General features: G+C 63.3%; 23 protein-coding genes, 1 tRNA gene and 1 other annotated feature. Of the genes, 3 read left to right on the plus strand and 21 right to left on the minus strand.

Annotated elements, in window-relative coordinates; all coding sequences use genetic code 11:
* The first annotated feature begins 212 nt into the window (after positions 1-212).
* Positions 213-428, plus strand: coding sequence for an SEC-C metal-binding domain-containing protein (locus tag OKC41_RS17915; RefSeq protein ID WP_162628344.1), 216 nt, complete (start codon positions 213-215; stop codon positions 426-428).
* Positions 429-624: 196 nt separating this feature from the next.
* On the opposite strand, the gene OKC41_RS17920 is transcribed toward OKC41_RS17915, so the two are convergent.
* Positions 625-712, minus strand: a tRNA-Ser gene (locus OKC41_RS17920).
* A gap of 198 nt (positions 713-910) precedes the next feature.
* On the opposite strand from OKC41_RS17920, the gene OKC41_RS17925 reads away from it, so the two are divergent.
* On the plus strand, positions 911-1,660 hold the full coding sequence (locus tag OKC41_RS17925; RefSeq protein ID WP_039041345.1) for a DsbA family protein: 750 nt from the start codon (positions 911-913) through the stop codon (positions 1,658-1,660).
* A 174-nt stretch (positions 1,661-1,834) separates the two neighbouring features.
* Here OKC41_RS17925 and galE read toward each other — a convergent pair whose 3' ends face one another.
* From galE to OKC41_RS18025, 20 genes are all read right to left on the minus strand, one after another.
* Positions 1,835-2,860 carry a UDP-glucose 4-epimerase GalE gene (gene galE, locus OKC41_RS17930; protein ID WP_039041346.1) on the minus strand — a complete coding sequence of 342 codons (1,026 nt, stop codon included), beginning with the start codon at positions 2,858-2,860 and terminating at the stop codon, positions 1,835-1,837.
* A gap of 85 nt (positions 2,861-2,945) precedes the next feature.
* Positions 2,946-3,965: a hybrid-cluster NAD(P)-dependent oxidoreductase gene (locus tag OKC41_RS17935; RefSeq protein ID WP_270672235.1), complete on the minus strand. Its 1,020-nt coding sequence runs from the start codon at positions 3,963-3,965 to the stop codon at positions 2,946-2,948.
* 100 nt (positions 3,966-4,065) lie between these two features.
* Entirely contained in the window at positions 4,066-5,715 is a 1,650-nt protein-coding gene (hcp, locus tag OKC41_RS17940; RefSeq protein WP_270672236.1) for a hydroxylamine reductase, read from the minus strand.
* 236 nt (positions 5,716-5,951) lie between these two features.
* A complete protein-coding gene (locus OKC41_RS17945; RefSeq protein ID WP_010673329.1) occupies positions 5,952-6,419 on the minus strand; it encodes a Dps family protein in 468 nt (155 codons plus the stop codon).
* A 130-nt stretch (positions 6,420-6,549) separates the two neighbouring features.
* Positions 6,550-7,092: a DUF3833 domain-containing protein gene (locus OKC41_RS17950; RefSeq protein ID WP_270672237.1), complete on the minus strand. Its 543-nt coding sequence runs from the start codon at positions 7,090-7,092 to the stop codon at positions 6,550-6,552.
* Positions 7,093-7,103: 11 nt separating this feature from the next.
* The gene (locus OKC41_RS17955) at positions 7,104-7,646 is read right to left on the minus strand and encodes a chalcone isomerase family protein (protein ID WP_270672238.1); all 543 of its coding nucleotides are present in this window, start codon (positions 7,644-7,646) and stop codon (positions 7,104-7,106) included.
* Entirely contained in the window at positions 7,603-7,821 is a 219-nt protein-coding gene (locus OKC41_RS17960; protein ID WP_010673326.1) for a TIGR02450 family Trp-rich protein, read from the minus strand. The genes OKC41_RS17955 and OKC41_RS17960 overlap by 44 nt, the downstream gene beginning before the upstream one ends.
* A complete protein-coding gene (locus tag OKC41_RS17965) occupies positions 7,818-8,297 on the minus strand; it encodes a DUF2878 domain-containing protein (RefSeq protein WP_270672239.1) in 480 nt (159 codons plus the stop codon). Before OKC41_RS17965 ends, OKC41_RS17960 begins: the two co-directional genes overlap by 4 nt.
* A gap of 2 nt (positions 8,298-8,299) precedes the next feature.
* Complete coding sequence (locus OKC41_RS17970) at positions 8,300-9,556, minus strand: cyclopropane-fatty-acyl-phospholipid synthase (protein ID WP_270672240.1); 1,257 nt, start codon at positions 9,554-9,556, stop codon at positions 8,300-8,302.
* Between the two features lie 106 nt (positions 9,557-9,662).
* Positions 9,663-10,442 carry a DUF1365 domain-containing protein gene (locus tag OKC41_RS17975; RefSeq protein WP_270672241.1) on the minus strand — a complete coding sequence of 260 codons (780 nt, stop codon included), beginning with the start codon at positions 10,440-10,442 and terminating at the stop codon, positions 9,663-9,665.
* Positions 10,439-11,698 (minus strand): NAD(P)/FAD-dependent oxidoreductase, encoded by a 1,260-nt coding sequence (locus tag OKC41_RS17980; protein ID WP_041214656.1) that lies wholly within the window; start codon positions 11,696-11,698, stop codon positions 10,439-10,441. The genes OKC41_RS17975 and OKC41_RS17980 overlap by 4 nt, the downstream gene beginning before the upstream one ends.
* Positions 11,695-12,429, minus strand: coding sequence for an SDR family NAD(P)-dependent oxidoreductase (locus tag OKC41_RS17985; RefSeq protein WP_270672242.1), 735 nt, complete (start codon positions 12,427-12,429; stop codon positions 11,695-11,697). Before OKC41_RS17985 ends, OKC41_RS17980 begins: the two co-directional genes overlap by 4 nt.
* Positions 12,426-12,854, minus strand: a complete 429-nt coding sequence (locus OKC41_RS17990; RefSeq protein ID WP_010673320.1) for a nuclear transport factor 2 family protein — start codon at positions 12,852-12,854, stop codon at positions 12,426-12,428. Before OKC41_RS17990 ends, OKC41_RS17985 begins: the two co-directional genes overlap by 4 nt.
* 1 nt (position 12,855) lies before the next feature.
* The gene (gene phrB / locus OKC41_RS17995) at positions 12,856-14,280 is read right to left on the minus strand and encodes a deoxyribodipyrimidine photo-lyase (protein WP_270672243.1); all 1,425 of its coding nucleotides are present in this window, start codon (positions 14,278-14,280) and stop codon (positions 12,856-12,858) included.
* Positions 14,277-15,164 carry a MerR family transcriptional regulator gene (locus OKC41_RS18000; protein WP_270672244.1) on the minus strand — a complete coding sequence of 296 codons (888 nt, stop codon included), beginning with the start codon at positions 15,162-15,164 and terminating at the stop codon, positions 14,277-14,279. Before OKC41_RS18000 ends, phrB begins: the two co-directional genes overlap by 4 nt.
* A gap of 139 nt (positions 15,165-15,303) precedes the next feature.
* A complete protein-coding gene (locus tag OKC41_RS18005; RefSeq protein ID WP_010673317.1) occupies positions 15,304-16,248 on the minus strand; it encodes a DUF523 and DUF1722 domain-containing protein in 945 nt (314 codons plus the stop codon).
* Between the two features lie 173 nt (positions 16,249-16,421).
* Positions 16,422-17,051, minus strand: a complete 630-nt coding sequence (locus OKC41_RS18010) for an outer membrane beta-barrel protein (protein ID WP_039041374.1) — start codon at positions 17,049-17,051, stop codon at positions 16,422-16,424.
* Positions 17,052-17,229: 178 nt separating this feature from the next.
* Positions 17,230-17,784: a DUF3157 family protein gene (locus tag OKC41_RS18015; protein WP_042864298.1), complete on the minus strand. Its 555-nt coding sequence runs from the start codon at positions 17,782-17,784 to the stop codon at positions 17,230-17,232.
* An 88-nt stretch (positions 17,785-17,872) separates the two neighbouring features.
* Entirely contained in the window at positions 17,873-18,736 is an 864-nt protein-coding gene (locus OKC41_RS18020; RefSeq protein WP_162540653.1) for a hypothetical protein, read from the minus strand.
* Between the two features lie 114 nt (positions 18,737-18,850).
* Complete coding sequence (locus tag OKC41_RS18025; protein ID WP_270672249.1) at positions 18,851-19,450, minus strand: HAD family phosphatase; 600 nt, start codon at positions 19,448-19,450, stop codon at positions 18,851-18,853.
* Positions 19,451-19,641: 191 nt separating this feature from the next.
* Positions 19,642-19,775: a sequence feature (Phe leader region), on the plus strand.
* 38 nt (positions 19,776-19,813) lie between these two features.
* On the opposite strand from OKC41_RS18025, the gene pheA reads away from it, so the two are divergent.
* The gene (pheA, locus tag OKC41_RS18030) at positions 19,814-20,986 is read left to right on the plus strand and encodes a prephenate dehydratase (RefSeq protein WP_103244400.1); all 1,173 of its coding nucleotides are present in this window, start codon (positions 19,814-19,816) and stop codon (positions 20,984-20,986) included.
* The last annotated feature ends 238 nt before the right edge of the window (positions 20,987-21,224 follow it).

Consider the following 21,224-nt stretch of genomic DNA (forward strand, 5'->3'; position numbering starts at 1 on the left):
AACTTCTATTCACCCAAAAACTCTGTCATATGACCTATGCGCCTGAAGACTATTTCCCGGTGGCGCCGGAATTTGAGCGACACGGGGAATGGGTCCCGCTGATCCACGACTGGTGTGGTGGTTACCTGGGAGGTCTTGAGCTGGCCCCGTGGCCCGCGCTACCTGCTCCTGAAGCTGCCGCACTGGCGATGATATCTGAACCCCTGGAGAAGATGCCTACATCGCTCGAAGCGCTCAGCAATGAACACCTGCAAGAACAAGCCACCAAGGCCCGCTTTGCCGCTCGTATCCTGCATGCCCACTTTCTGGCGCAACGCAGCGAGCGCCCGGCACGTTCTCAACCAGTGGAGGCACCCATCAAGATTGGCCGTAACGAGCCGTGCCCCTGTGGCAGCGGCAAGAAGTACAAGCAGTGCTGTTTGCACTGACCAACAAAATAGATAGCAAGAGAGGGCCATTGGCCCTCTCTTGTTTTGGGTAACTTGAGGGAGGCGTGGCAATGAACTGTCCAAAGAAATGCTATCAAGGGGTAGGACAGCCAACACCTAATGGCATACTCACTGGCATACCAAAAATCTCAGATACAAAAAAGCCCAACCGAATCAATCAGTTGGGCTATATAGATGGCGGAGGAGGTGGGATTTGAACCCACGGATGGTCGCCCATCGCCGGTTTTCAAGACCGGTGCATTCAGCCGCTCTGCCACCCCTCCGCAGCAGTGCGACGCATATTACCCATGCCCCCAGCCCTTGTAAATCCCTACTCCGTTTGTTTGCCCATTTATTGGGCTATCTGGCGCACAAAACCGGCAAAACCGCTGCAAACCGTGCTTTTTCAAGCGGATGGCTTGACTTGAAAACAGACTCACCCACTATAGGGGCCACTACCACATCCCCAGCAAGATGGACTTATGAGAATCAAACATGCCCTGTTCGCCGCCCTGACCGGCGCGACCCTGCTTGCGGCGCCCGTGCAGGCGAGCGAGCTGACCAAGAGCGATGTCGAGCAGATCGTGCGCGACTATCTGGTCAAGAATCCGGAGATCCTGGTCGAGATGTCCAACGCCCTGCGTGCCAAGCAGGAGAGCCAGCAGGCCGAGAACGACAAGACGCTGATAGAAGCCCATGCCAAGCAGCTCTTCGCCAACCAGGATCCCGAGAGCGGCAATCCCAAGGGCAGCCTGACGGTGGTGGAGTTCTTCGACTACAACTGCGGCTACTGCAAGCGCGCTCATCCCCTCATTCAGCAACTGCTCTCTGAGGACAAGGAGATCCGCTACATCTACAAGCAGTTCCCCATCCTGAGCGAAACCTCCTACTACGCCGCCCGCGCGGCGCTGGCGGTGAAGCTCGGCCAGCCCGACAAATACCAGGCCTTCCACGACAAGCTGTACGCCCATCAGGGACCCCTCTCCGACGAAGCCCAGGTGAAAGACGTCGCCAGGGCCGCCGGCGTGGACTGGAGCAAGGTCGAGGCGAAGATCAAGGACGGCAGCATCGATCAGAATCTGGGTACCAACCGGGCGCTGGCCGAAGCCATGGCCATTTCCGGTACCCCGGCCTTTATCATCGGCGATCAGATCCTGCGCGGCGCACCGCGGGATCTGGCCAGCCTCAAGGCTATCATCAAGGATGTCCGCGCCGGCAAGAGCATTCAGTAACCCGCGCGTTGTTCATGAAAAAACGCCCCGGCATGCCGGGGCGTTTTGCTATTCAGGCTGCAAACCATCAGGCCTGATGGGTCGTCGCGAGACGCTGTCAGCAAGGCGAAGAGCAGCGCTGGGACCCGAGTCTATATGAATAAATGAGGTTCCCGAGCAGCCCATGACCAGTGATCACGGCTTCGCAGCAGGGCCATAACCGTTCGGGTTCTGGCTTTGCCAGCGCCAAGTATCGATCATCATCTGCTCCAGACCCCGCTCAGCCTGCCAGCCCAGCTCGTCACGGGCCAGAGCCGGTTCAGCCCAGCACTCGGCGATGTCACCGGGGCGACGGGGCTTGATCTGGTAGGGAATGGCACGGCCACTGGCTGCCTCGAACGCCTTGACCATCTCCAGCACGGAATAGCCCTGACCGGTGCCGAGGTTATAGGTGAAGACGCCGGTATCACTCTTGATGCGGGCCAACGCTTTGAGGTGACCGATGGCGAGATCCACCACGTGGATATAGTCGCGCACCCCAGTGCCGTCCGGGGTCGGGTAGTCGTTGCCAAAGACCCCCAGCTCCTTGAGCTTGCCCACGCCGACCTGACTGATGTAAGGCAGCAGGTTGTTGGGGATGCCGTTGGGATCTTCACCGATGAGGCCGCTCTCGTGAGCCCCCACCGGGTTGAAGTAGCGTAGCAGCACGATGGCCCAGCGGGGATCGGATTTGGAGAGGTCACGCAGGATCTCTTCGACCATCAGCTTGGAGCGGCCATAGGGGTTGGTGGCGCTGGTGGGGAAATCTTCCCGCAGGGGTACCGAGGCCGGATCCCCATAGACGGTGGCCGAGGAGCTGAACACCAGCCGGAACACGCCGGCCCTGGCCATCTCTTCGCACAGCACCAGGGTGCCGGTCACGTTGTTCTGATAGTAGGTGAGCGGGATCTGGCCGGATTCCCCCACCGCCTTGAGGCCGGCGAAGTGGATCACGGATGCTATCCTGTGTTCGGCAAACAGCCGTTGCAGGCAGGCTCTGTCCAGAATGTCCCCTTCCACGAAGGTGACCGGCTTGCCGGTGATCCGCTCGACCCGCTTGAGAGACTCGGGGGAAGCGTTGGAGAGGTTGTCCAGTACTACGACCTGCTGCCCGGTACCAAGCAGCTCGACCAGGGTGTGGGAACCGATGTAACCGGCTCCCCCCGTCACCAGAATTGTCATTTTTTATCCCGTACTTTGCTGAAACTGGGGTTGAGTCTACCCGCACGACCCGCCCGGGAAAAGCTCGGGATACCAATGACGCCCGTCAATACTCCAGGCTCACATCCCCTCTGGCGGTGCAGGAACAGGCCAGCGCCACCCCGTTCTCGAGGTCCTGCGCGCTCAGGGTCATCACGCTCTGGCGCTTGATTTCGCCTTCCGTGGTGCAGCGACAAGCGCCGCACACCCCGGCGCGGCAAGCGGCCATCATGGTCTCCCCCGCCCCCTCCAGTGCCGCCAGCAGGGTCTGGCCAGGCAGTATCTTCACTTTCTTGCCGCTCTTTTTGAGGGTCAGCCAGAAGTGGTCGCTATCGGCCGCAACTGGCGCCGCGCTTGAGGCCACCCCAGGCAGGCCGAACGACTCCTGATGCAACTGCTCGGGGGGCAGCCCGAGCCCGGCCAGCATCTCGCTCACCACCGCCATATAGGGGGCTGGCCCGCACAGATAGACATGGCGGCTCAAGAGATCCGGCGCCAATTCCTTGAGCATCCCCGGTGTGAGCCGGCCAACCCAGGGATGAGCCGTTGGCGCCTCTTCCCCAACTTTCTCCAGCACTAAAGCATGGCGCACACCGGCATGAGCCTCGGCCAGTGAAGCCAGTTCCCTCGCGAAGATCACATCCCCGGGGGTTCTGGCGCTGTGAATAAAGCGAATGTCTGCATCCGGCCGTTTGGCCAGCTCGTCCCGCAGCATGGCCCACATGGGGGTGATGCCGGAGCCGGCGCTGAGCAGCAGCGGCCGCTCGCAGGGGAACGCGGTCAGGTGGAAATCGCCGATGGGGCCGTCTACCCGGATCTCGTCCCCCACTTGCAGGCTCTGGTGCAGATGGTGAGAGACCAGCCCCACATCCTTGATGGTGACCTGCCAGAAAGGATCCTGCGGGCTGGAGGAGAGGGTGTAGGCGCGGCAGTGAGGCTTGCCGTCAATCATCGTGTGCAGGGTGACGCACTGGCCGGCCAGCACGGAGGGCAGGTCGCCAGCCAGGGGTTCAAATTGCCAGCTCGCCACGTCGTGGGTCTCTGCCCGGCGGGCTATACAGCGCAGGCTCAAAGAAGTGGAGGTCATCGCAAGGCTCCTCTTGCTCGGAAATAGCGTTAAAAAAAGGCGAGCCATCAGGCTCGCCAAAGGCTTACAACATGCTGAGCGTGTAAGGCTGTATCTTTGCTCAGGCCGCCAGGATCTCGGCGAGATCCGCGTCTGCCGTGGTGGTTCCTTTCAGGCCGAACTGCTCCTCCAGCACCTTGAGCAGGGCCGGGGTGAGGAAGGCCGGGGCGGTCGGGCCGGTGCGGATGTCCTTCACGCCGAGCGCCAGCAGGGTGAGCAAAATGACGATGGCTTTTTGCTCGAACCAGGAGAGCACCAGGGTCAGGGGCAGATCGTTGACGCCGCACTCGAACGCGTCGGCGAGCGCCAGGGCCAGCTGGATGGCGGAGTAGGCATCATTGCACTGACCCACGTCCAGCAGGCGCGGAATACCGCCGATGTCGCCGAAATCGAGCTTGTTGAACTTGTACTTGCCGCAGCCCAGGGTCAGCAGCAGGCTGTCCTGCGGGATCGCCTTGGCAAACTCGGTGTAGTAGGCGCGCTCGGCACGGTCACCGTCACATCCCCCCACCAGGAAGAAGTGGCTGATTTCGCCAGCCTTGACCTTGTCGATCACCGCAGGAGCGGCCTGCATCAGGGCGTTGCGGGCAAAACCGATGGTGATGAAGTGCTCGAGCTCAACGTGCTTGAAGCCTTCCAGCGCTTGCGCCTTGGCGATAACGGCGGAGAAATCTTCCCCTTCCAGGTGGGTCACACCGGGCCAGCCGACGATAGAGCGGGTGAAGATGCGATCCGAGTAGTTGCCCACGTTCGGGTCGATGATGCAGTTGGAGGTCATCACCACGGCGCCCGGGAAGTTGGCAAACTCCTTCTGCTGGTTCTGCCAGGCGGAGCCATAGTTACCCACCAGGTGCGGGTACTGCTTGAAGAAGGGGTAGGCCAGGGCCGGCAGCATCTCGCCGTGGGTGTAGACGTTGATGCCAGTGCCCCTGGTCTGCTCCAGGATGAGCTTGAGATCCACCATGTCGTGGCCGGAGACCAGGATGCACTTGCCCGGTACCGGAGTGACGCGTACCTGGGTCGGCTCGGGGTGGCCGAAGGCGGTGGTTTCACCGAGATCCAGCATCTCCATGATCTTGAAGTTCAGCAGGCCAATATCCATGGCGCACTTGAACAGGAGATCCAGATCGCAGGGATCCGTGCCGAGCCAGCTCATGATGCGATGGAATTCGGCGGCGACCCCGGCATCCTGCTGATCCAGCACCCGGGCGTGTTCCATGTAGGCGGCGGCGCCCTTGAGGCCGTAGAGGCAGAGCAGGCGCAGCCCCATGATGTCTTCGTTGACCTCGTTCTTGCCCCGGTTGACCGCGGTCTGCGGCGCCTGGGCAAGCTGGGCCAGCAGATCGGCACCCGGTTCGAAGCTGGCCGCGGCGGGCAGCGTGTCGGCCTGCACCGCCAGCGGTGCCAGCTTGGCGGCCAGTTGCTGGCGATAGGCCAGCGCCTGGTTGACGTAGGCGACGATGCGAGCGGAGTCGAAGTTGACGTTGGTGAGGGTGGCAAAGAACGCCTTGGGCACGAAAGCGTCTATTTCGCTGTCGACGATGCCGTGCTCGCGGGCCGCCAGGGCCCAGGCGCTGAGCCCTTGCAGGGTATAGATCAGCACATCCTGCAGATCAGAAGTTTCAGCCGTCTTGCCGCACATGCCTTGTGCATAGGCGCAGCCGTTGCCTGCCGGGGTACGAATAGTCTGTTCACATTGCACACAAAACATCATGTCTCTCCTAATTGGACATTTCAGTTATCTGTTTTGTGGCGATTCTATTCCCCTCCTGGAAAACTTAATAGGCATTCAATTTACCAATTAACATTTCATTGATGCAGATCAAATAGAAAAAAGCCGCCCAAATCGGGCGGCAAGCGGGTGGGAAATCAAGGAGAGACAACTCGGGTTTGCAACAACAGGGGCAATGATACGGGCCGGGGCATGGGCAGCCGGCCCCAGGTTCATCAGGCCAGATAGGCGCGCAGCATCCAGACCAGTTTCTCCTGCTGCTGCACATAGTCGGAGAGGATGGACGCAGTCCCTTCATCACCGGCATCGGCGGCCTGACCCAGGATGCGGCGCTGGGCAACCAGCAGTTCGCGGAAGCTCGCTAGCAGGGATTCCACGCAGGCACGACCGTCATGCAGCCCCTTCTGCTCGGGGATGGCGGACACCTGGATGTAGTCGCTGAAGCTGTGCAGGGGCACCCCATCCAGGGTCAGAATGCGTTCGGCCAGGGCATCGACTTTCAGCAGCAGGTCGTTGTAGATCTCTTCGAATTTCAGGTGCAGCTCGAAGAACTGGTTGCCGCGGATGTTCCAGTGGAAGCCACGGACGTTCATGTAGAGGATCTGGTAGCTGGCCAGCAGCTTGTTGAGCTCGGCGGCCAGGGCTTGTGATTGAACGGTATCAAGACCAATGGGGCTCTTCATGATTCACCTCCAGGTGGTAAGCATTATCGGGAACGGAGTCAGCTTATCCAGAAGCAGACTCAAAGGACAATCGTCTGTGCCTTGCCGATCCATAGCCAATAGCTATTGTCGGCAAAAAATGCACCGGCTTTCATTGCTCAAGCCGTTCGATATAGAGGATCACCTCGCCGAGATGAATGCCGAACTTGCTGATCTTCGCGCGGTTGATCAGGCGATCGTCGTCCAGCAGATACATCCAGTCATCAAAGCTCACCCTCACCACGCTCTCATCCGGCAGAGCCAGATCGAGTTGATAACGCCAGTTGAGGGCAAAGCCCGCTGTCTTGCCTACCGCCTCCCCCACCACGTCTGAAGCCGTGCCGCGCCAGTGGTCATCCGCCCCCTTGCTCAAGAACCAGGTGCGGGTCTGCCGACGGCCATCATCGAAGTAGAACTGCTCGAACAGCTCCCCCTTGCCCTCTCGCCAGTGCCCCTGCATCTCGACCCGAAAGCGACTGGTCACTTCGCCGCTGCGGTCCGTCACCAGGCCATGGGCCACCAGCTTGCCATTGAAGAAACGGGCGAGATCCCAACCCGGCCGGGAGCCGCGATAATCGTCAAGACCCGCGCCGCAACCAGAGAGCCACAGCAGGGGCAGCAACCAGGCAAGACGCCACCAGGAAGAGAACTTCATGGAATACTCCATCAGGATTGGCCGCGCAGGCGGCGGGTCAGAGCGGGATCCCGGCTGTCGTCAGTCAGCCAGATAGCAAGAAACGCGGGGGCGAAGGCGGGATCATCGAGAGAGCCAAGGAGGCGATCTCGCAACCAGAAGTGGCCCGTGCCTTGCTCGTCCACATAAAAAACCAGCTTGTCGCCGGGGGCGACATCCGGCCAGAGCGTGGCCAGTCGAGCCAGCCAGTGTTGGCGCTCACTCTCGCTGCCAAGGCCGAGCCGCTGCCACTCGGCGGCGGTCGCCTCCAGCAAATCCTGGCGCTCGATGGCCCTCGCGTAGGTAATGCTGAGGGCCTGCGGGTAGCGCCCCGGCTGATAGCGGCCGCTCTCGCTGTAGAGGGTGGCGTCATAGAGCTTGAACCAGAGCCAGCGCATCTCCCCCTGTCCCACGGTGCGCAGCCCCTGCCAGGGGGCGGCAACGCTCTGGGCGGTCGCAAACAGTGGCAGGCTCAAGGCCGCCAGCAGCAGGCTAGTTCCACCCCATGTGCCAACGGGCGGGATCCTCCAGTTCATGCCAGTCCATCTCCTGTTCCTGCAGGGTGTTGATATCCTGCATCACCACGCTCGCCAGATGCCCCTGGGCATCGCGCTGGCAGGCCACCACCAGGTAGAAACGCTCGGCCAGCTCGCACTGGCCATCCCTGGTCCACTTGGAAAACAACAAGGTGTCGGTCGAAAAGGTGTTCATCTCGTCTCACCCTCCAGCTTGACCGTTACCCACAGGAGTACGGGTAACCACCACATCCAGATCACCGCCAGCAGCACTGCGCTTGTCCAGATGCCCCAGGGTAAGTTTACTGCCCCCATGGCGGCCCCCGCCATATAGGAGGAGGCGCCCCCCACCATGCCGAACAGCCCCTGTTGCCAGCGCGGCAAGGGGCGAAGCCAGCGAAGGCCGTGGGAGAGGGTCAGGGAGAAACCGCACCAGAGCAGCAACAGCCAGAGCGGAAAACCGGACGGAAAGTGAAACAGGCCGAGGCGCCAGAGCAGGATGTCGAGCAGGCAGCCTGCCAGGGCGACCGGGATGAGGCGCCAGTCCTGCCCGCGGCGGGGGGAGAAGATGAAATGGAGCAGCAGCATCCCGAGCAGCGGGCCCGGTTGCTGCCATGTCACCGCCAGCAACCAGTAGAGGTTGAATCCCAGCAGGTGGGCCCACTGCCACATGATCAGCGACCGCTTGCCGGCAAGTCCCCGGACCAGCCATGGGGCCCCGGCTTGGCAGCCTCCAGTTGCACCAGGCTGATGGCCCGCTCCCAGAATCCCCCTTCACAGTAGGCGAAGTAGAAGTGCCAGAGCCGGATGAAATCCTGGCTGTAACCGAGCTTGGGCAGCTCCGGGGCCAGCGCCAGGAAGCGTTCGCACCAGTGGGCCAGGGTACGGGCATAGTGGTGGCCGTGATCGTGCAGCCGTACCAGCTGCATGTCGGTCTCCCGTGCCAGCAGACCCGCCATCTGGGAGACGCAGGGCAGGCAGCCTCCCGGGAAGATGTAGCGCTGGATGAAGTCCACCCCGCGCAGATACTGGGCGTGACGCTGTTCGGCGATGGTGATGGCCTGGATCAGCAGGCGTCCGCCGGGCTTGAGCAGGCGCGACAACTGGCGGAAATAGTCGGGCAGGAAGGCGTGCCCCACCGCCTCGATCATCTCGATGGAGACCAGCTTGTCATAGCGTCCCTCCAGCTTGCGGTAATCCTCCAGCAGCAAGGTGATGCGATCCCCCAGCCCCTCCCGCTCGATCCACGCCTTGGCATAGTCGTGCTGGGCCCGGGAGATGGTAGTGGTGGTGACCCGGCAGCCGTAGTGACGGGCCGCATAGACGGCAAGACCGCCCCAGCCGGTGCCTATCTCCAGCAGGTGGTCGTCCGGCCCAAGCTCAAGCCGCTCACAGATGGTGCGCAGCTTGGCCTGCTGCCCCTCCTCCAGGGTGGCATCCGGGTGGGGATAGATGGCGCTCGAATACTGCATGTGATCGTCGAGAAAGCCCTGATAGAGGGTGTTGCCAAGGTCATAGTGGGCGGCGATGTTGGCGCGCGAACCGGTCAGGGTATTGCGATTGAACCAGTGGCGCACCTTGTTGAACGGGAAACTGAGCCAGCCGAGGCGCCGTTCCAGGGCGTCGAGCAACAGCAGATTGCGGGCCAGCAAGCGCACCAGTGCCACCGGCTCCGGGCTGGTCCAGAGACCCTCCACCCAGGTCTCTCCTGCGGCGATGCTGCCCCCCAGCAGCAGGCGGCGATAAAACGCCGGATCCTGCACCACCAGCTCGGCATGCAGGTCGCTGCCCGCCTTGCCGAAACGGTGGCACTCGCTGCCGTCGTGGAGCACCAGCTGGCCCTGCTCAAGGCGCGCCAGCAATTTGAGCAGCAGTTGCTTGGCCCCCTTGTCGATGAAAGAGGCAGAGAGGGTTGATTGAGCAAGTTCCATTAGCGGCTCTCCGAATGGGTCAAGAGTGGGGTCGTTCGGTTGGGATGAACCCGCACCATGGGCTGCTGACAACACCAGGAAGCGGAATTAAACGGGTGTGTCAGCGTCATGGGCGGCTCTCCGGATGGGTGAAGACGGGGGTGCGTTTGATAAAAAGGCGCAGGGCCTGCCAGTAGATCCCGAGCAGCACCTTCAGGGTCATCCAGGGCCAGCGAACCAGCAGCGCCGCCAGCCCCTTGCGCGACAGCGGCGCGCGGCGCAGGGCCAGGGTGGCGTCAAACAGCTTGCTCTCACCGGATACGGGGTGGCTCTCGATATGGATCAGCGCCTCCTCTTTCGGCGCCCGGATGCGCCAGTGGTAGCGCATCCCCAGTCCCATGAAGGGGGAGACATGAAAATCCTTGTCATGGGGGGAGAGCGCCGCCAGATCCAGCAGGTAGTAGTGGCGCTCGTTCCAGGGGGTATTGGAGACCTCCGCCAGCAGGTAGCGGGTCTCCCCCGCCCGATCGCAGAAGTAGAAATTGACCGGGCTGAAATAAAACCCGAGGCAGCGCACGTTGCCAAGGAGCAGCACCCGCCCGCCGGGCTCCGCATCCCCCCCAAGGGCCGCCACCTTGTCCCAGACCGCCTGCTTGAGGGGCCCTTCGCTGCCCCGCAGATAGTCCTCGCGGCGAAACGAGAGCAGTCCGGCCCGCTCCACGGCAAACCAGCGCCCCTGCTCAAGCCCGGGCAGTTCGTCCAGCTCCAGCCCCAGCATGAAGAGGCTGTAGGAAAAGGCGTGGGGACGCGGCGCGAAGCGGCGATGGCGCACCGAACCTTGCCAGATGGCGCTGATCCCCTCCCCCATTCCCTCGTCCCCTTGCGTCAAGGCCGCGGCGCCGCTCATAGCTCGGCCCCGAAGCGTCTGGCCACGTCCAGGGCGCTGCGCACCCCGTCCTCGTGAAAACCGTTGTACCAGTAAGCCCCGCAGAAGTGGGTGCGCTGATGGCCACAGATCTCGCCCCGTCGCTGCTGGGCGGCGATGGAGCCCTGATTGAATACCGGATGATGATAGACGAAACGGCGCAACACCTTGCTCTCGTCCACCCGTCCACGGGGATTGAGGCTGACGCAGAAGGGCGCTGGGGAGCTCACCCCCTGCAGGATGTTCATGTTGTAGCTCACCAGGGGGCGCGCCCCGTCATCCTCACCGAGCTGGTAGTTCCAGCTCGCCCACGCCTTGCGGCGCATCGGCAGGCAGGAGGCGTCGGTGTGCAGCCAGACGTCGTTGGCCTGATAGGGCATGTTCCCGAGGATGGCCCTCTCTCCGTCGCTCGCATCCGCCAGCAGGGCCAGGGCCTGATCGCTGTGACAGGCGAAGATCACCTCGTCAAAATGGGCCTCCTGCCCCTGGCTGGTGACCACGACGCCATCCGCCACCCGGCGCACCGCCTCCACCGGGGTAGCGAGGCGGATGCGCGACTGCCAGCCCGCCGTGAGCGGCCCTATGTACTCTCGCGAGCCACCCGGGATCACATACCACTGGGGGCGGTTCGCCACCTCCAGCAGCCCGTGGTTGGCGAAAAACCGCAGAAAGAAGCTCAAGGGGAAGGCACGCATGTCCGCCAGGGTGGAGGACCAGATGGCCGCCCCCATGGGCAGGATGTAGTGGCGGGCGAAATAGTCGCTGAATTTCCCCGCCTGCAGGAAGTCCCCCAGGGTCAGCTCGGGGGTCAGCTCCCGCTGGCGATGCGCGGCCAGCCAGGCCCGCGCCTCCCGGTTGAAGCGCAGGATCTCGGCGACGAAGCGATAGAAGCGCGGGCTCAGCAGATTGCGGCGCCGGGCGAACAGGGTATCGAGGTTGTGGCCGTTGTACTCCATCCCCTCGGGACTCTTGACCGAGAAGCTCATCTCGGCGGGTTGGCGCCCCACCCCGATGCGCTCCAGCAATTTGAGGAAGTTGGGATAGGTGCGGTCATTGAAGACGATGAAGCCGGTGTCGATGGCATAGTGGCGCCCAGCCTGTTCCACCTCCACGGTGGCGGTGTGGCCTCCCAGGGTCGGCGCCGCCTCGAACAGGGTGATGTCATGCAGCTTGTGGAGCAGAAAACCGGCTGTGAGACCGGAGATACCGGAGCCGACGATGGCGATCTTTTTCTTCATGAAGAGCGTCCTTTCGAAACGAGTGTGCGGCCAAGGCGCAGCCAGAGCCCCGTCGGCAGAGCGCCGAGCAGGCGCAGCAGCCAGATGAAGCGACGGGGAAAGTGGATCTGGTGGCGACCGGCGGCAAGCCCCGTCATGATGGCGCGGGAAGCCTCTTCCACCGTCACCAGGCAGGGCATGGGAAAATCATTCTTGTCGGTGAGCGGCGTCTGCACGAAGCCCGGGCGGATCAGGGTCACCCCGATGCCCTTGCTGGCCAGATCCAGGCGCAACGTATTCGCCAGATAATCGAGGGCCGCCTTGGAGGCGCCATAGGCCTCCGCCCGTGGCAGGGGCAGCCAGCTCACCGAGGAGCTGACGATGGCAAGCCGTCCACCCGCCCCCAGCCGTGGCAGCAAGGCGGCCAGGGCGTTGCCGGTGGCGATGAGGTTGGTCTCGATGACCCGGGCAAACAGGACGCCGTCAAAGCCTTCTGCCGGATCCATGTACTCGCAGTTGCCCGCATTGAGAATGAGCAGGTCGAGGGCGGGCAGGCTCGCGGCCACCCCGGCCATGGCGGCGCTGTCGCGCGCATCGAATCGCAAAGGGGTGATCCCCAGGTCGGCCAGTGCCTGCAAGCGCACCTCGTCCCGGCCACAACCCCACACCTGCCAGCCGGCGCGCCGATAATCCAGCGCCAGCTGGCGGCCGATGCCCGAGGTGGCCCCGGTGATCAGTACCCGGCCGCTCATGTCCCCAGCCTCCCCTTGATGGCCCGTACCACGGGCCCCAGCAGTGGCAACTGCTCGTAGAGCATGGCCCCGAGATCGAAGTAGTCCCGGTGCAGGCACACCTTGCCCCAGGAGTCGAACGTCAGCCGGGTGGCCCCCTCCACCCTGACGGCCCGACCACCGGCAATCCTGGGGTGGGAGAAGGTCATGACCCAGGCGAGCCAGGCTTCGTTGCCCGACTGCTGCTGACTCGTTATCTCGAAACTGCACTGGGCAAGGCGCTCATAAAGGGAGGAAAAGTAGCGGGTGAGCGCAGCCAGCCCCTCTATCCGGTGCGCAGGATCGATGAAGAGCACCTCATCGGCATAGACCTCCGGCAAGCGGTGCAACTGATGCTTGTCCAGTTGCAGATAGAGGATGACAAAGCGGGCCAGCGCGTCATTCATGCTAGTTTTTCTCCAGTTCGCGGAACATCTCGATGGCCCTCACCCGTGCAACGGCATGATCCACCATGGGGGCCGGATAATCCTGCCGCCCCTTGAGCCGCAACCAGTCGTGGGGCTCGTGGAGATAGGCAGCAGGCACATCCGCCAGCTCAGTGACCCAGGTACGAATGAACTCCCCTTGTGGATCAAACCGTTGCCCCTGGGTGGTGGGGTTGAAGACCCGGAAATAGGGCGCTGCATCGGCCCCTGTCCCCGCCGCCCACTGCCAGCCGCCATTGTTGGCCGCCAGATCCCCGTCGATGAGCCGACTCATGAAGTAGTCCTCCCCAAGCCGCCAGTGGATATGGAGATCCTTGGTGAGGAAGCTCGCCACTATCATCCGCAGCCGGTTGTGCATCCAGCCCGTGGCGTTGAGGCAGCGCATGGCCGCATCGACCACGGGGTAGCCGGTGCGCCCCTCGCACCAGGCGGCGAAGGCATCCGGATCCCAGCTCCACGGCAGGGCCGCCGTCTCCGGCTTGAAGGGGCGGTTCATGGAGAGGCTCGGGATCTGCACCAGCAAGTGTCGGTAGAACTCGCGCCAGATGAGCTCGTTGAGCCAGACAAAACCGGGTTGGGCCTTCGACAGGGGCCGGTAGCCGAGACGCTGCTGCAGCGCCCCCACGCACTGGCGGGCACTGATGATGCCCGCCGCCAGATAGGGGGAGAGCACGGAGGTGCCCGCCAGCGCCGGAAAGTCCCGGGTCTCGCCGTAATCGAGCACCGCCTGATCCAGAAAAGCGTGCAATCGGCGGCTCGCCTCGGCCTCCCCCACCGGCCAGCGGGTGTCCGGCGTCAGATCCCCCAGCCCGTCGTCCACCCACTCCCGCTCGGCCAGGGGCAGCCACGGCAACGGCTCGCCGCGTGGTGCGGGGGCACGGTGAATGACGAAACCATCCTCCTCGAGAGCCTTGAGCCAGGCACGGCTGAAGGGGGTAAAGACCTTGAACATCTCCCCCGACCCGGTCAGTACCCGACCGGGCGGCAGCACGCAGCAGCCGTTGAACCAGTGGCTGGTCAGGCCCTGCTCCCCCAGCGCGGCGCTGACGGCGTGGTCGCGGCGCAGCTCGTCGATCTCGATGGCCTGGTTGGCGTAGAGCTGGCTCACCCCGAGCTCCCGGCAGAGCGCCGTCAGCGCCGTCGGCACCTCGGCAAAGGTCTCGACCCGCAGCAGATGAAGCGGAATGCCGAGGGCCGCCAGCTCGCGGCCCATGGCATCCACCTGTGCCAGCATGAAGCGCTGGCGGACCGGGGCCAGCTTGTGCGCCTGCCACTGGGTCGGCGAGACGATGAAGAGTGCGGCGACCGGTTCATCTCCGGCGCAGGCGTGGCGCAGGGCCGGGTTGTCGGCCAGACGCAGATCGTTGCGAAACCAGACCAGCCTCATGACGGTGTTCTCCCGCCCTTGCCCTTCGCCTTGGCAGTGCGGGGCGTCGCACTGACCTCTGCCAGGGTGGCGTGCCAGTTGCGGGCACGCCGCCACGGCTCATCGTAGAGGCGTCCCAGCTCGCCAAAGAAGCGGGTGCCCGCAGGCCATTCGGCGGCCTGGTCCTGCTTGCCGAGCCCGGCCCCCAGCAGGATCAGCCAGGGGGGAGTGGCGCGCCCCTCCAGCAGGGTGGCATGGCGGGGCTCCACCGCCCCCAGCAGTTGCACCTCATAACCCTGACCGATGAGCTCATACGCAGCCCAGACCAGATCCAGCGGCCCCACCTGCCCCCAGCTTGCCAGGGTGACGGGGACGCCCTTCTCCTGCTCGATGAGGTGGCGGGCGAAGCGGGTATGCAGCCAGCCGAGCCACACCTGTTGCAGCAGCTCGCCATCGGGGCGCTCGCGCCACAGCCCCAGCAGCCGCTCCACCAGGGGCTGCAGCACCCGGCTGCGCACCAGCTCGAAGGGGTAGCTCGCCAGCAGATCGCCAAGCTCGGCCTCCGCCTTGCGCTGGTTGAAGGCGAGCAGCGCCTGGCTGAATTGCTCCAGGGTCTGCTGCCAGTGATCGCTCACCGGCGCACTCTGGGGCTCGCTCAGCAGCCCCTTCACCTGACCTATGCTCACCCCCCGCTCCAGCCAGCTCAGGATCTCGCCTATCTGGCGGATATCCTGCTCGCTGTAGAGGCGATGGCCCTTCTCGGTTCGGGCCGGTTGCACCAGCCCGTAGCGGCGCTGCCAGGCGCGCAGGGTGACGGCGTTGACGCCGGTGAGGCGGGAGACCTCGCGAATGGGGTAGACGCCCTCGTCGGGGAAAGGCGCGGCTGCTTGTGATTCATCAGACATGAGAGAGTCCATCAGACGTTGGGAAGAGGCCCCGGTCATCCGCCGGGGCCTGCACAGGGGGTTCAGAGCCCGCAGCGCAGCTTGAGCGTGTTGGGATGAAGGTCGAGGTAGGCCTGATCGGCCAAATCCAGCCACACCTTCACAGCCCGTAACGCAATTTCAGCGTGTCGGGATGGGGATTGAGGTACACCTGCTCGGCGAGATAGGGGTTCGGGTACTCGCGCAGGTAGTGGCGGATCAGGGTAAGGGGCACCAGCAACGGGAAGACCCCGGTGCGGTACTTGTCGATGGTGTCGCACAGCTCCTGCTTCTGGGCCGGGGTCAGCACCCGCTTGAAGTAGCCCTGCAGGTGCATCAACACATTGGTATGGCTGCGGCGGTTGGCCCGCAGGGTCAGCGCCGCCATCAACCCCTGGATGTAGCTGTCGGCCACCTCCTGCAAGTTGGCCTTGCCAAGGTTGGCGAGCAGGCGCCCCAGCGCCCGGTAGTGGGTGGTGGCGTGGGAGAGCACCAGGTACTTGTAGCGTGAATGGAAGCGGATCAGGGCTGAGGCGGTGATCCCCCGGGCGCAAAGCTGCTGCCAGTCGTGGTAGGCGAAGACCCGCAGCACGAAGTTCTCCCGCAGGATGGGGTCGCACAGGCGGCCATCTTCCTCCACCGGCAGCAGGGGGTTGGCCTCCATCAGCGCCTTGGCGAAGAGGCCGACCCCCTCCTTGGCGCTCCCCTCGTTGTTGGCGCCATAGATACGCACCCGCTCCATGCCGCAGCTGGGGGACTTGGCGCAGAGGATGTAGCCGGAGAGGAAGTCGAGCTGGCGTGCCTTCTGCTCGCTGAAGGCAATCAGCTTGTCGGTGACGTCGAAGCTGCCGTTGCTTGCCTCGGCCCGCACCTCGCCCTGGCGCTTCACCAGCCGGATGGCGGCGCGGGGTGCCCCCAGGCCAATGGCCATCTCGGGGCAGACCGGGTGATAGTCGAAATGGGCACCCAGATCCCGTTCGCAGAAACTGGATCGTTTGTGGCCCCCGTCGAAGCGCACTTCCTGGCCGAGCAGACAGGCACTGATACCGACCTTGATCTTGTACATGATGAAGCCCCTTGTATAAGCCTTGAGTAAGTTATAGCAGTTATACAAAAAATTGGAAGCTGTATAACTATTGCGAACTGATACGGCCAGGGGGCGGCGGGCGGATCAACCCCCATAAAAAAAACCCATGACCGAAGTCATGGGTAAAGGTGAAGACCCTGCAGGAAGGATGATCAGAAGCTGTATTTCACACCCAGGCTGGAGATGGAGCCTTTTTGCAGATCCCAGTTGCGATAGGTGTAGTCGGCGGTGAGGGCCAGGTTCTGGGTCAGCTTGTACGCCGCCCCCGCCTTGAAGTCGTGCATGTCGTCGGTCATGTTGGCGTAGCGATAGCCGGTGGAGAGCTCGACGGCGCCGATGTCGTAGCGCAGGCCCACTTCTCCGTAGAGGCTGCCGCTCTTCTTGCGGGCCAGGGTATCCCAACCGGAGTGGTTCACGTCGGAGGCCAGCTCCCGTTCCAGGCTGTAGCCCATCAGGCCGGTTTCACCGTAGAGGTTCAGGCCGGTGCTGAGGGGGGTGTAGACACCCATCCCCAGGCTGGAGATGGCCATGCTGTCGTTGCCGCTGCTGCGGGAGGTGTATTCGCTGCCGATCCGGCCATAGACATTGCTGGTGAAGCTCTTGGAGAGATCCAGGCTCAGGCCGCCGAAGTCGCGGTTCTCCCCATCCTTGCCACCGATGTAGTCAGACTTGGTGTGGGCCCAGGTGGCAGAGCCCTTGGCATAGCTGAAGGCATCTTGCGCCAGGACGGAGGTGGAAGAGAGACCGGCCAGAACCAGAACAGACAGTGCGATCTTTTGCATTTTGTTGACTCCATGGGTTGAGTTAGGCGGACCTAACTGGAATGGAGCCATTGTGACGGGCAAAGGGGGTAACGCCGAGGAGCAAGCTGTTGCCAAACCATGTCAGATGTAAGCGGATATTGCTGGCGGTTACCGATGCAACACTCTGCGGGGGAGCCAGGGCTCCCCCGCCGTCATCCTAGCGGAACTCCACCTCGTCGATCTGCACCCGCACCAGCGGCTTGCCGGTGAGGCCGGCGGGTCGTGCCAGCTCGATGGCCCGGGAGGCGCGTGCCTCCCCCTTGCGCAGGTAGGAGTCAGGCAGGCGGTTCTCCCCGACCCAGAAGCGCACGGGCTCGGTCGAGAGCTGCACCCCGTCGGCGCTGAACAGGGTCAGGCTGCCGTTGACGCGCACCACGTTGCGACTGCCGGTGTTGCTCACCACGAACTGCAGGCTGAGGGGATCGTCCCCCGCCACCTGGTCCAGCTTCACCGTGATGCCGTCCCGGGTCGCCTGGGAGAGCAAGTCGGGATGGGCCATGGCCTGCTCGGTCAGCACCGGGGCCGCGACACTCGCCGTCACTGCCTGACCGGCTACCGTGGCTGCCGGCTTGACCAGCAGGTATTCCCAGGTGAAATCGTCATTGAGTTGCACCTGGCGACCATCCGGCAAGGTGATCTGGTGCAGGGGAGCCGCCTCGGCCAGCAGAGGGCACAGACAGAGGGCGACCAGCAGTCGGGAGAGGGGTTTCATGGGCAGGCACTCGATAAAGGATGCGAAGGGGGCAGTATAAAGAGTCGTGCCCTCCTTGCCTATGACCCCCCTCACGTTACGCCCCGGCTCAGATGACCAGGGGGTGGGGATCCTCCAGCGTGGCCAGATCCAGGGTCACCAGATCGAACTGGGCACTCCTGAGGGCCTTCTGGATGGTGGGCTGCATGTCGAACACCAGGGCCCGCAGCCGTTCGGGCACCCGGATCCTCGCAAGGGTGGTGACCCTGTCACCCAGGGTATGGAAGAAGACCTGGGCGCCCCCCAGTCCCATGTCCACCAGCATCTGCTCGGCCATGTCGACCATCCGCAGGTGCCGCCTGTCCAGGGAAGTCATATCGACAAAGCGCCGGCTCAGGCAGGCCTCCCCCACGTCTCCCCAGAGCGCCAGTTGCCGCTTGTGAAAGCCGTAGCGAAAATCCCGGTTGGTCATCCCCTGCTCGGCAAAGATCCAGAGGGTGTTGGCGGGCAGGCTGTGGAATCGGCGCAGGTACTCCCGCTTCTCCTCCACCGAGGCCGACATCAGCAGCGGCGGGCCCTCTTCATGTTCGAGCTGCTGGCAGAGGTAGCGCACCGGGTCGGTCACCTCGGCGAGGTGGCCCAGGTGGGCGCTGAAGATCATCTCGTCGGTCTTGAGCACCTGATGGGGGATGCCGTAGTGCCGGCAGTAGCGCTGTGCCCTGGCCACCGACTGGCGGCTGAGGGTGGGGTTGTCCAGGGTGATGGCGCGAAATCGCACCCCGCTGGCCCGGCACAGATCCATGCTGTAGCAGGATTCCAGTCGGCCGGAGAAGGAGACAAGCAGTTCGCTGTAACCGGCCAGGGTGTTGATGAGCCTCTGTTCCCTGGCTTGAAAGGTCTGATCGTATCCCCGATGCAGCGCAACGACATTGGCATCCATAACAACAACTCCGGATGATGAACTGGATACCATTTTGCCCGCACCAAGCTGAATATACACTTAAAGAGCATGGATAAAGCTGTACATTATTTGCCCTGAATCAAGGTTTTGCCCACTTTTTTCGCTGCGAAGCGAAACTGGCTCCCCTCAGGCAGGCAGCAGCCCCTTGGCGATCAGGTGCGCCCGGCACCGGGCTGGATCGGTGAAGATCAGCCCCCGCAGACCGAGCGCCTCGGCCGCCGCCACGTTGGCCGGGCTGTCGTCGATAAAGAGGCACTCCCCAGCCTTGAGGTCGAACGACACCAGCAGATAGCGGTAGATGTCGGGCTCGGGTTTGAGCATCCGCACCCGGGCCGACACCACCTTGCCGCTGAAGAAGCGCCAGAAGGACTGATGCTGCTCCAGCCAGTCGATGCTGGCGTGCCCCATGTTGGAGAGGGCATAGAGGGGGTGGCCTGCACCGTGCAATTCTTCGATGAGCGCCACCATGGAGGGATCCGGCACAAGGGAGGACGGCACCGCCTGCAAGATGGCCAGATTCTCCGCCATCGACAGGCCGGTGCGCCCCTGCGCCTGACGGGCCATGGTGTGCAGGGAGAGGGTCCCCCTGTCCACCTCCAGCCAGTCCGGGTGGTTGAACAGCTGCTCCGCGATCGCTGTCGCCCCCTCGGGTCCGCGCACCCCACTCACTATGGCCACCGGATCCCAGCGCACCACCACCCTGCCCAGATCGAAGATCACCGCCATCGTCTCGTCCCCTCTATGTGTTGTTGCCACGGATGTGGTCACGGCGGTTGCCATAAACAGGGACCAGAACGACGCTCACTCTCCCCCGGCAACCCGAGCCACCACCCTGCCCCGTTCAACGCCCCCGGGCAAGTTTTACTTGCATCGCACAGCCAAATCCCTTAATGGTTATGGCGTTACATTCAGGACACGCCCATGAACACACCATTCTTCTTTGTTTTCTCGTTTACCCGGCCCACATGAGGGAAGGCCCGTCGTCACGTGAACCATTCGCGTAAACAGAAACCAAAGACGAATCGAGCCTCCCCAGCGGAGGCTTTTTTTTGCACCACACACCACAGAATCACTGGATAGGGAACCACCATGGCAACGCTCGACGAGATCAGACACGACATCACCCAGTTGGATCAGGAGCTGCTCGCCCTGCTGGCCAAACGCAAGACCCTCAGCATCGAGGTCGCCCGCGCCAAGCAGGCCAATCCCCGTCCCATCCGTGACCACCAGCGCGAACAGGACTTGCTGGTCGCCCTGATCCAGAAAGGGCGCGCCCTCGGACTGGATGCCCAGTACATCACCCGCATCTACCACACCATCATCGAAGACTCCGTGCTCTCCCAGCAGGCCTACCTGCAGAGCCTGCTCAACCCCCAGCAGCAGGAGCCCATGACCAGCGTTGCCTACCTGGGACCGCGCGGCTCCTACTCGAGCCTCGCCGCCCGCAAGTACCTGGCCCGCTACAAGGATCAGGTGATCGAGGTGAACTGTCAGAACTTCCGCGAGGTGCTGGACACCGTGGAGTCGGGCCGTGCCGCCTTCGGGGTGCTGCCCATCGAGAACACCAGCTCGGGCTCCATCAACGAGGTGTACGACGTGATGCAGCACACCACCCTCTCCATCGTGGGTGAGCTCACCTATCCCATCGAGCACTGCATCCTCACCGCCGTGCCCACCGAACTCTCTCGCATCAAGACCTTCTACGCCCATCCCCAGGTGTTCCAGCAGTGCTCCCATTACCTCAGCAAGCTGGAAGGGGCGCGCCACGAGATCTGCGACTCCTCCTCCAGCGCCATGATGAAGGTCAAGGAGCTGGCAAGCCCGGAAGCGGCGGCCATCGGCAGCGCCGCCGGCGGCGAGCTCTACGGCCTGGATGTACTGGCCGAGCAGCTCGCCAACCAGAAGGAGAACTACAGCCGCTTCATCGTGGTGGCGCGCAAGCCCATCGACGTGGCGCCCCAGATCCCGGCCAAGACCACCCTCATCATGTCCACCTCCCAGAAGCCGGGCTCCCTGGTGGAGGCGCTGCTGGTGCTGCGCAGTCACGAGATCAACATGACCAAGCTGGAATCCCGTCCGGTGCAGGGCAACCCCTGGGAGGAGATGTTCTACCTGGATGTCTCCGCCAACCTGCAGACCCCGGCCATGCAGGCCGCCCTGCTGGAGCTGACCAAGATCACCCGCTACATCAAGGTGCTGGGCTGCTACCCGAGCGAAGACGTCAAGCCGACCGCCGTGCCGCCCGTCTTGATGGGAAGCTGATGGGGAGCGGATCCCGCCCCTGCCACACAAAGGCGAGCCCCGGCTCGCCTTTGTGCTCTCTGCGCCCTCCCCGTGAGACGCGGCCCAGTCCCGCCCTTCCCTTCCGGCGTTAAACCGCCCTCCACCCCCTTCCTCGTGGACCCGGGATCCTGGCGCGGCTGTCTTTCCACTCACCACCAGGCCATCTTCCTCCCGTTGCGGCCCCCTTTTGCCGCCTGCCGGGCCTCTCTATCGTTTG

This window comes from Aeromonas sp. QDB17, assembly GCF_027705305.1.
Taxonomy (GTDB): domain Bacteria; phylum Pseudomonadota; class Gammaproteobacteria; order Enterobacterales; family Aeromonadaceae; genus Aeromonas; species Aeromonas caviae.

What these genes read in the sequence shown, in the direction of transcription:
- OKC41_RS17980 (WP_041214656.1), bottom strand. Translation starts at nt 11,698, where the DNA reads ATGAAGAAAAAGATCGCCATCGTCGGCTCCGGTATCTCCGGTCTCACA.
- phrB (WP_270672243.1), bottom strand. Translation starts at nt 14,280, where the DNA reads ATGAGGCTGGTCTGGTTTCGCAACGATCTGCGTCTGGCCGACAACCCG.
- galE (WP_039041346.1), bottom strand. Translation starts at nt 2,860, where the DNA reads ATGACAATTCTGGTGACGGGGGGAGCCGGTTACATCGGTTCCCACACC.
- OKC41_RS17955 (WP_270672238.1), bottom strand. Translation starts at nt 7,646, where the DNA reads ATGAACTGGAGGATCCCGCCCGTTGGCACATGGGGTGGAACTAGCCTG.
- OKC41_RS17960 (WP_010673326.1), bottom strand. Translation starts at nt 7,821, where the DNA reads ATGAACACCTTTTCGACCGACACCTTGTTGTTTTCCAAGTGGACCAGG.
- OKC41_RS18000 (WP_270672244.1), bottom strand. Translation starts at nt 15,164, where the DNA reads ATGTCTGATGAATCACAAGCAGCCGCGCCTTTCCCCGACGAGGGCGTC.
- OKC41_RS18020 (WP_162540653.1), bottom strand. Translation starts at nt 18,736, where the DNA reads ATGGTATCCAGTTCATCATCCGGAGTTGTTGTTATGGATGCCAATGTC.
- OKC41_RS17950 (WP_270672237.1), bottom strand. Translation starts at nt 7,092, where the DNA reads ATGAAGTTCTCTTCCTGGTGGCGTCTTGCCTGGTTGCTGCCCCTGCTG.
- OKC41_RS17945 (WP_010673329.1), bottom strand. Translation starts at nt 6,419, where the DNA reads ATGAAGAGCCCCATTGGTCTTGATACCGTTCAATCACAAGCCCTGGCC.
- OKC41_RS17935 (WP_270672235.1), bottom strand. Translation starts at nt 3,965, where the DNA reads ATGACCTCCACTTCTTTGAGCCTGCGCTGTATAGCCCGCCGGGCAGAG.
- OKC41_RS18005 (WP_010673317.1), bottom strand. Translation starts at nt 16,248, where the DNA reads ATGTACAAGATCAAGGTCGGTATCAGTGCCTGTCTGCTCGGCCAGGAA.
- OKC41_RS18025 (WP_270672249.1), bottom strand. Translation starts at nt 19,450, where the DNA reads ATGGCGGTGATCTTCGATCTGGGCAGGGTGGTGGTGCGCTGGGATCCG.
- OKC41_RS17975 (WP_270672241.1), bottom strand. Translation starts at nt 10,442, where the DNA reads ATGAGCGGCGCCGCGGCCTTGACGCAAGGGGACGAGGGAATGGGGGAG.
- pheA (WP_103244400.1), top strand. Translation starts at nt 19,814, where the DNA reads ATGGCAACGCTCGACGAGATCAGACACGACATCACCCAGTTGGATCAG.
- OKC41_RS17970 (WP_270672240.1), bottom strand. Translation starts at nt 9,556, where the DNA reads ATGGAACTTGCTCAATCAACCCTCTCTGCCTCTTTCATCGACAAGGGG.
- OKC41_RS18010 (WP_039041374.1), bottom strand. Translation starts at nt 17,051, where the DNA reads ATGCAAAAGATCGCACTGTCTGTTCTGGTTCTGGCCGGTCTCTCTTCC.
- OKC41_RS17915 (WP_162628344.1), top strand. Translation starts at nt 213, where the DNA reads ATGCCTACATCGCTCGAAGCGCTCAGCAATGAACACCTGCAAGAACAA.
- OKC41_RS17990 (WP_010673320.1), bottom strand. Translation starts at nt 12,854, where the DNA reads ATGAATGACGCGCTGGCCCGCTTTGTCATCCTCTATCTGCAACTGGAC.
- OKC41_RS18015 (WP_042864298.1), bottom strand. Translation starts at nt 17,784, where the DNA reads ATGAAACCCCTCTCCCGACTGCTGGTCGCCCTCTGTCTGTGCCCTCTG.
- hcp (WP_270672236.1), bottom strand. Translation starts at nt 5,715, where the DNA reads ATGTTTTGTGTGCAATGTGAACAGACTATTCGTACCCCGGCAGGCAAC.
- OKC41_RS17985 (WP_270672242.1), bottom strand. Translation starts at nt 12,429, where the DNA reads ATGAGCGGCCGGGTACTGATCACCGGGGCCACCTCGGGCATCGGCCGC.
- OKC41_RS17925 (WP_039041345.1), top strand. Translation starts at nt 911, where the DNA reads ATGAGAATCAAACATGCCCTGTTCGCCGCCCTGACCGGCGCGACCCTG.
- OKC41_RS17965 (WP_270672239.1), bottom strand. Translation starts at nt 8,297, where the DNA reads ATGTGGCAGTGGGCCCACCTGCTGGGATTCAACCTCTACTGGTTGCTG.